1 protein-coding gene is annotated in these 1,922 nt (G+C 45.3%); it reads left to right on the top strand.

Features of this window, described 5'->3' with window-relative positions; all coding sequences use genetic code 11:
- The coding region (locus IV112_RS20525) for an RNA-binding domain-containing protein (protein ID WP_304006870.1) at positions 1–1,922 on the top strand (1,922 nt) is incomplete at both ends.

Raw genomic sequence — 1,922 nt, 5'->3', positions numbered from 1 at the left:
TCAGAAAAAATTGAAATCGCATTTAATCCCTTAACGGAAAAGTTTGAAGTGGCTGATGCGGCCATTCGCAAGGATAAATCCTACATTTCAAATATATCTCAACTTTGGTCAAAAGACACCGATATATTCCACATCGTTGACTCTTACATTGAAGGGCTAAAGTCTGTGCGCGAATTAACCTCTGATGAGGTTAAGATCGTGAAGAAATCCATCACTAAATTAAATGGCCTTCTTAGCTATCCCTTTACCGCTCTCGAACTTGCCGCCAACATTAATGAAGAGCAGGTTTCCGAGGTCTTTGTGAGGATTAACAGCGAAGGCAAGAAGCTGGAGCAGGCAGATTTTATTCTCACCCTAATGTCCGTCTTTTGGGACGCAGGACGCACGGAGTTAGAAACATTCTGTCGTGAGGCAAGAATGCCCTCAACGGGCAAGCCTACACCATTTAATCATTTCATTCAGCCTTCGCCAGACCAGCTATTGCGCGTGAGCGTAGGAGTGGCTTTCAAAAGGGCTAGGCTACAGAATGTTTATTCAATCCTGCGAGGCAAAGACCTTGAAACCGAGGAATTTAGTCCGGAAAAGAGGGAAGAGCAATTCGCCATCCTTAAAAAGGCACAGGAAAGGGTTCTGAATTTACAGTATTGGCATGATTTTTTTAAGGCGATCAAACAGGCTGGTTATAGAAGCGGGGATTGGATTAGCTCTGAAAACAATCTTCTCTTTTCTTATACGCTCTACCTCATCGGTCGCACAGAGTACGCCATTGACGAGTTCAAGTTGAGAGAAGCGCTTGCAAAGTGGTTCTTCATGTCCAGCCTTACTGCGCGGTTTTCAAGCTCTCCGGAATCCAAAATGGAGTATGATCTTGCCCGATTTAGGCAAGTCAAAAACGGAGATGAGTTTATCAAGGTTTTAGAAAAAATCTGTGACGATGTGCTGGCTAATGACTTCTGGACGATCACTTTGCCAAACCAACTGGCAACTTCATCTCCAAAAAGCCCCGCATTGTTCGCCTACAACGCCGCCCTGAATCTTTTGGACGCGAAGGTACTATTCTCGAAGCATAAGATTTCGGAGTTGGCAGACCCATCCGTTCATGCCAATCGCTCGGATTTTGAGCGGCATCATCTTTTTCCGAAGGAATACTTGAAATCCATCGGCGTTAGCGAGGTTAGGGATACAAACCAGATTGCTAACTATGCTTTTGTGGAATGGGGCGACAATTCCGCTATAGGGAAAAACGCCCCAAAAATCTATCTGCCCTCGTACCGCCAAAGGCACTCAGGCCAAGATTTGCAGAAGATGTATCATTGGCACGCACTCCCAGATAATTGGGAAGAGCTGGACTATCAGGATTTCCTTGGTAAGCGGCGTGACCTGATTTCCAAGATCATCAAGGAGGCTTATTCTTTACTGAATAAATCGCCCGCACCGGCCGCCGGAGGCAAGGAAGTGTCTGTGGCTGCGATTATCGCAGAAGGAGAATCTTACAATCTTGAGTTCAAATCTTCTTTGCGCGTCAACCTCCACACCAATCAAAAAGACCCCCGCATGGAAATGAGCTGCATTAAAACGATTGCAGGCTTTTTGAACGGGAAAGGCGGCACTCTGTTGATCGGCGTGAAAGATGACGGAGAAACTATCGGCATAGATGCAGATGGCTTTCAAAATGAAGATAAGATGCTTTTGCACCTGACCAATTTGATAAAGGACAAGATTTCTCCCCAGCACATGATGTACATTCATCCCCACTTTATTGAACTAGACGGAAAACGAGTGCTTTCCGTTGAGTGCAATTCGTCGAAATCGCCTGTGTATGTGAAGGACGATAATACTGAGAAGTTCTTTATACGAACTGGGGCTTCAACAAGTGAGCTTTCCGCCAGTCAGACACAGGAGTTTATTAGGCAAAAATTTGC

This window comes from Methyloversatilis discipulorum, assembly GCF_018780585.1.
Lineage (GTDB): Bacteria > Pseudomonadota > Gammaproteobacteria > Burkholderiales > Rhodocyclaceae > Methyloversatilis > Methyloversatilis discipulorum_B.
Note: the sequence above shows the minus strand (reverse complement) of the source record. Positions and strands in the feature narration are given on the sequence as shown.